Origin of the sequence: Streptococcus mitis (assembly GCF_001579035.1) — a bacterium.
GTDB classification, from domain to species: domain Bacteria; phylum Bacillota; class Bacilli; order Lactobacillales; family Streptococcaceae; genus Streptococcus; species Streptococcus mitis_J.
Window position 1 is genome coordinate 424,211 of the sequence record NZ_KQ970285.1, and the last position, 7,083, is coordinate 431,293.

The window sequence follows — 7,083 nt, forward strand, 5'->3', positions numbered from 1 at the left end:
TTGGTGCAATTGACACAGTTGTTGCGACTTTAGTCGCTTACAAATGTGGCTGCAACATGACGAAGTCAGTTGCCTCAAAACGTTAATCAATACGATTATATCGACGTTTACCTACATTCAAGATATTTCTCTTGGATGTCCTTTTTAATGTAAAAATAGGTAACTTTCACCATTACTTAATTTTTCAATGAATTATAAATAGAATAAATTGATAGTATATCGCTGGTATAGAAATCTAATAATTAGGTAGTATATGTATTGAAAAGTTCTTTACTTTTTGGTGTGTTGTTATATTGATTTTGTTTTATAAAAAAAACATTTCGAATAGAGATATTTACGAAATGCTTTTTGTCGTTTTTAGCTTGATAAAAGTTATGTGTTATCAAGTGTTCTAAATATACTGTTGAAATTATTGTAAGTTGGTTCTCTTAAAAGTTTCGTTTGTGAATGATCGGAGCTGATAAAATCTAATAACTGATCATAAATATATTCCATTTGCTTGTTATCATTGTTTTTGATAGCGAACACAAAAATAAATTTAGCTTTCTTTCCATCCCAGTCAATTCCTTTAGGAGCAATGATTGGGAAAATGACATTCTGTTTAACACTATTGCCAATTGGGTGAGGAATTGCAATTGTGTCAGAAATTAGAGTTGAGGAAATATTTTCTCTAGCTAAAATATCATCTAAAAAATTATTTCTAACTTTTCCATTGGATAGAAGTTTATTATGTACAATATTTAGTAATTCAATTTTTGATAATTTAGTATTGATCGTTAAGAAATATTCCTCTGAAATTAGATTGCTATCTACCAATGAGTTATCTAAATTATGTAAGGCTAAATCGATTAATTGCATAGATGAATCAAGATTATCAATATTTATAAAAATATAATCTGATTTTTTGGAATCTTTAATTGGAACTGTAGTTATTTTTAAGTCAAAATACTTTATATTAGTTTGCTTTTCTAAACCAGATAGCGATAATTTTGTTATAGAAGAAAATCTATTTGGAAATCTTCTTTTTATTTTTGTTTCGATAATAGAACTGAAAGTTTTTCCACTACCACAGATTATTGCTAAAGTGTATTGTTTTGTACTAGTATCAGTATTACGTTCTATAGAATTAGCTAAATGAAGTGCTATATAAGAAATTTCATCCTCAGAAAAATGAATATCGAATTCAGTTACTATATTTTGACTACATTGTATTGCTAGTTCAAAAGCATATGGGAAATTTTTTTTAATTGTTTCTATAATGGGATTATTTCGATTGGCGTCTATAGTTTGTATTTTTAAAAATAATTTAATATGTTCTAAAAGATTTTTTTCAAGAATTTTATCATATAGCCAATCTGAGTCTGTTGAATTTGATAGGGTATGTTTGATAGAGTTCACAATGCTTTGAGCAATATTATCATTTTCATTTAATGAATGGTCATCAATGACACTAGGTTGATTTTCTGCAATACATAAATAAATATATCTAAGTTCGTTTTCTGAAATTTCAATTTCAAACGATGATTTAATATCATTTATAAAATTATTAATGATATTGAGCGAGCCAGGATTCAACTGAAATACTTGATCAAAGTTAGTAATAGTTTTTTTATATTTTATACGGCTAATGGTCAATAATAGAGTAGAGAATATATTTCTTCTAAAATAATCTGAATCAAATTCTATATAGTTTGTAATATGTTTATTAAATAGCTGTGAAAACAACTCATAATTTACATTAATGGACATATCTTTTTCTAGTTGTTTATTTTGCATGAGATAATCATCTAAATTTTCCTTAAAAATTAAATTGATAATCGCATTACGAATATCTTGTTCTTTGCCTTCAACAATGTATCCTAGATTACTTTTATTTTGTAACTTTAGATTGAATGGAGAGAATTTTGTTCTTAATGCCCTAAAGTCATTATATAGAGTGTTAACACTAATAAATAAGATTGATTGAAGATAATCTTGACTAATATAATGATCAGTTGTTAAAAATAATCTGACTAAATATGCTAGTCTAGATTCTGATGAAGTGAATAGAAATGTTCCAGAGTCCTTATCAGACCAAAATTTTTCAAAGAGTTCTCTATCATGGTAATCCAAGGTGTATCCCTTTTTCCTAAGTAGTATAATCTTGGCACCATTTTCTGTTATGTAATCATTTATTGTATTGATATCAGATCTAATAGTGCGGTCAGAAACATGACAGAAAGAACTAATTTCATTGATTGAAATTGCGTCATCTCTTTCAATTAAGAGATTTAAAATATTATCCAATCTCTGATAATCTAAAATTGTCATCCTATCCCTCCTATTATTGCTTCTACTATATAATATTGTATCACAATTAAATATTTTAGTATTTTTAGTTTTTTCCAAAATATAATTGAAATTTTTAAAATATTTGATGCACATTTTTCATTGATAAACTGGAAAAATGAGTTAGTGACAACGTTAAAAAATGGTGGTAATATTGATTTATAGAAATCAAGGAGGTCCAATAATGGAGTTCAAAAAGGACAATATCCTTCTAAATGTAGATGTAAAAAATAAAAATGAATTATTTGAATACATAGCAAAATATGCATTAAAAAAACAAATTATTGAAAATAAAGAGAAATTAGTACAAGCGTTCTTAGATAGGGAATTGGAGGTATCAACTGGATTACAAGAATCATTTGCAATACCACATGCTAAATCAGAGATAATTTCACAACCAACAGTATTTTTTCTAAAATTAAAATCTCCAATCGAATGGGAAACTTTTGATTATCAACCGGTTTCGAATGTATTTGCGTTATTAGTACCGAGTAGGTTTGAAGGGACTTTACATTTGGAAATGATTAGCAGGATAGCAACTTCGTTATTGGAAGATGATTTTATTAATTTGGTAAAAAATTCATCCAATGTGGATGAACTAAAAAATATTATTTCAAAAGCGATGGAAGGAGCGATTTGATATGAAAATTGTAGGAGTAACGTCTTGTCCAGCAGGATTAGCCCATACACCAATGGCAGCTAAAGCACTTGAGAAAGCTGGAGTAAAACTAGGATATGATGTTCGTATTGAGCAACAAGGATCATTAGGTCAAGTAAATAAGTTAACACAGACAGAAATTTCAGAAGCAGATTTTGTATTGTTAGCGACAGATCAAAAGATTGTTGATCAAAAACGGTTTGATGGAAAAAAACAAATTCGTGTAAATATAGCGACATGTATTAAAGCTCCAGAAGCTGTTCTTAGAAAATGTGCGGATGCAATTTTAAATAAAGGAGAATCAAAATGAATAAATTTTTAAATACAGCCAAGGGTCACTTAATGACTGGGATTAGCTATGCTCTACCTATGATTATTGGAGCTTCTTTAGTAGTAGCAATTCCTAAAATGATTGCACTAGCTATGGGAATTACAAGTTTGGATTCATTTGCGGAAACTGCAGGATTTGAACATTACTTATATCAAATTGAACAAGTTGGTTGGACTGGTATCGGGTTGATTAATACTATTCTTGCCGGTTTTATTGCTTACTCAATCGCTGATAAAGCAGCTCTAGGTGCAGGACTTATCGGAGGTGCAGTTGCTTCTAAAACTAATGCGGGATTTTTAGGTGCTATGATTGCCGGATTTATCGCAGGTTATGTTGTTGTTTGGTGTAAAAAACATGTAAAAGTTCCAGAAAAATATAACGGAATTTTACCTTTGATTGTATTTCCATTATTTGCTACTATGTCTGTAGCGCTTGTTATGGGGGTACTCCTTGCAGGACCTTTAGGTGCAATTAATACTGGTTTAGTAAGTTGGATAAAAGACATGATTGCTAATGATGTAAATAAAGTCGTACTAGCTTTAATCATGGGAGCTATGATTGGTTCTGATTTAGGAGGACCTATCAATAAAGCATCATGGATGGCTGGTAATGTATTATTAGCTGAAGGAATTTATTTACCAGCAATTATTGTTAACGTTGCTATTTGTGCAGTACCTATGGGTTATGCTTTAGCTTCCTTATTCCACAAAGATAAAATGAGCGAAGAATTGCTTGATGCCAGTCGAAATAATTACATTATGGGCTTCATTGGAATTACTGAAGGTGCGATTCCATTTACAATGGTTAATCCACTAAAACTTGTTCCAATCAACATGATTGGTGGTGCACTAGCTTCAGCAATTGGAATTGCACTAGGAATGTACGCTAAGATGCCTCCAGTTGGTGGAGTATATGGTTTCTTCACAGTCGGTAATGGCTGGGCATACTTAGTTGGTTTATTTGCTGGTGCAGCTTTCATTGGTGGAATTGCGCCAATGCTCGTAAACTTCAATGATACTTCTTCCACTGAAGAAATTAGTGTTGATGATATTGAAATTAGTTTTGAATAGGAAACTATTATTGGCATGTATCACTAGATATGTGCCTTTTGTAAAGAAGGTATAATATGAAAAAAACAGTTCACGTTGTTCCACACTCTCATTGGGATAGAGAATGGTATTTTACGACCAGTCGTTCAAAAATCTATTTGATGAACAATTTTAAAAATGTTCTTAGACTTTTAAAAGAGAATAATGGATATGATAGCTATACATTGGATGGTCAAGCATCCCTATTGGATGATTATTTGTCTTGGTGTCCAGAAGATAAAGATTTAATATCAGATTTAGTTCATGAAGGAAAACTTATAATTGGACCATGGTATACACAAACGGATCAAATGGTTATTTCTGGTGAAAGTATTGTACGTAATTTGTTGTATGGTATGAACATTTGTAAAAAATTTGGACCATATATGAATGTTGGATATGTTCCAGATTCGTTTGGTCAATCAGCAGCAATGCCACAGATATATAAAGAATTTGGAATAGATGATACATTATTTTGGCGTGGTGTAAGTGATGATGATGTAAAACAATCAGAGTTCAAATGGAAAGGTGAAGATGGAAGTATAGTTAATGCTTATCAAATACAATCAGGCTATTATATTGGCGGAGATATTCCAGAGGACATAGAGGATTAAAAGAATATCTACATAAGGACCCGTTTAAAAAAATTTTGGAGAGAAGTAGCACGGATCAAGTTGTTTTTCCGAATGGGTTTGATCAGGCTCCTGCTAGAGAAAACTTAGTTGAACTATTGAATCAAATGAGTGAACTATATAAAAATGAGTTCAATTTTAAAATTTCTAATTATGAAAAATATATTAAATCTATTAAAGAAAAACAGCCGATTCTAGAGGAAATTGCTGGAGAATTATTGAATGGAAAATTAATGAGAATCCATAAGTCTATCTCATCGTCCCGTTCAGATTTGAAGAAATTGAATACAGAAGTACAGAATTATTTGGTAAATATATTGGAACCGTTACTCACACTATCAAATACAATGGGCTTTGATTATCCGGTAGAGGTAGTTAAAGAAATCTGGAAACTGATGTTTGAGAACGCAGCTCATGATTCGATAGGTTCGTGTGTATCAGATACTACAAATGAAGATGTTTATCTACGTTATAAACAAGCACGAGACCTAGCAGAAAATTTAGCAGAGTTAAAAATGCGAGAAATAGTTATGCGTATTAATTGTGATAGCGATATAACTGCAACAGCATTTAATCTGTCTGGTCGTTCTAAAAATGGAGTTGTTGAGACAGATTTTTATGTGCCTCAATTAGATTTCTCAATTAAAGATAGTAGTGGCAATGAATATGAGTACACTATTACGAAATTTGAAGATCAAACTGATTACATTTTGGGACAAGGTAATGTGCTCGATTCTGCAAAGGATACATATAAGCCGGAAAAGGTTTATAAAGTACACATTGCCATTCACTTCGAAAATCTTCCAGCATTTGGTTATAAAAATTTTTATCTTGATTTAGAAGGGGATACCCATAAACATTCAGTTAAAAGTTATAAAACTCAAATAGAAAATGAATTCTATAAAATTAATGTTAACAAAAATAATACACTTGATATTTTAGATAAGGTAACGGGAAAAATATATAAAAATCAAGCTATTATTGAGGAAAATGGAGATGATGGTGATTCATTTAATTATTCTCCACCACGACAGGATTTAGTAGTACGTTCTTCAGAATTTAAACCCAAAATTATCGTGGAAGAATCGGAATTGATTAAGAGAATGGAGTTGCAATATGATTTTATAGTTCCAGGTAATCTTGACGATAGATCAATTGGATTGAGAAATAGTCAACTGCCAGTATCTTTATCTATAACTTTAAAAAAATCCTCTCCAATAATTGAATTTAAATTTAATGTTGATAATCGTTTTGTTGACAGTCATAGAATGTGCGTTGTGATTGATAGTGATATCGCTTCTAAATTTTCTAAAGCAGATCATCAGTTCGGATCAATTAAACGTCCTGTTGTTCGTAAAGAAATGGGACTTTGGGAAGCAGAAGCAGAAAAATGGAATGAGGTACCAATTTCAATTGAAACTTGTCAATCATTTGTTACGTTGGATAATGTTGAGCGTGGTGTTGCAGTTATACCCAAAGGAGTACGTGAATACGAAATTATTGGAGACGGATTTAACTCTATTAGATTAACTTTATTTAGAACTTATGGATTCATGGGAAAAGAAAATCTTCTGTATCGTCCAGGAAGAGCATCAGGAGAGACGGTTATAGCAACTCCAGATGCTCAGTGTCATAAAAATATGGAATTTGAATTTTCTGTAATTTATTATAAAGGAAATATGAATGATTACGGACTTTCCCAAGTAGTTAGTGATTATTTAAAAGAGATTCAAGTTTATCAGTATTCTGATTATCTTAATACTCGTCTTAGATTCACTCAGTTTGCTGTTGAAAGAAATTTACCCGAAAAATATTGTATTTTTGAGTTGGAAGGAGATGGCATTTTAAGTCTTGTAAAAAAAGCAGAGGAAAGTAATGGTTATATATTAAGATTCTATAATGGTGATTATAAGATAGAAAATAATTTAAAGTTAAACTTTAAAAAAATCCCCAAAATTATAGAAATTGTAAATTTAAAAGAAGAAACTAAAGAGATATATACGGAATCATCATCTATTGTACTTCCTACTATGAATCACAATAAAA

General features: G+C 30.5%; 4 protein-coding genes and 1 pseudogene. 4 read left to right on the forward strand and 1 reads right to left on the reverse strand.

Annotated elements, in window-relative coordinates; translation table 11 throughout:
* Nucleotides 1-372: 372 nt before the first annotated feature.
* Nucleotides 373-2,310 (reverse strand): BglG family transcription antiterminator, encoded by a 1,938-nt coding sequence (locus SMIDD26_RS02145; RefSeq protein ID WP_061438758.1) that lies wholly within the window; start codon nt 2,308-2,310, stop codon nt 373-375.
* A 202-nt stretch (nt 2,311-2,512) separates the two neighbouring features.
* Between SMIDD26_RS02145 and SMIDD26_RS02155 the strand changes: the two genes are divergently transcribed.
* The 4 genes and pseudogenes from SMIDD26_RS02155 to mngB all read left to right on the forward strand — a co-directional run.
* Nucleotides 2,513-2,968, forward strand: coding sequence for a PTS sugar transporter subunit IIA (locus tag SMIDD26_RS02155; RefSeq protein ID WP_061438760.1), 456 nt, complete (start codon nt 2,513-2,515; stop codon nt 2,966-2,968).
* A 1-nt stretch (nt 2,969) separates the two neighbouring features.
* Nucleotides 2,970-3,296 (forward strand): PTS fructose transporter subunit IIB, encoded by a 327-nt coding sequence (locus SMIDD26_RS02160; RefSeq protein WP_061438761.1) that lies wholly within the window; start codon nt 2,970-2,972, stop codon nt 3,294-3,296.
* On the forward strand, nt 3,293-4,387 hold the full coding sequence (locus tag SMIDD26_RS02165; protein WP_061438762.1) for a PTS fructose transporter subunit IIC: 1,095 nt from the start codon (nt 3,293-3,295) through the stop codon (nt 4,385-4,387). Before SMIDD26_RS02160 ends, SMIDD26_RS02165 begins: the two co-directional genes overlap by 4 nt.
* A gap of 56 nt (nt 4,388-4,443) precedes the next feature.
* Nucleotides 4,444-7,083, forward strand: a pseudogene (gene mngB, locus SMIDD26_RS02170) (mannosylglycerate hydrolase); the annotation flags it as partial.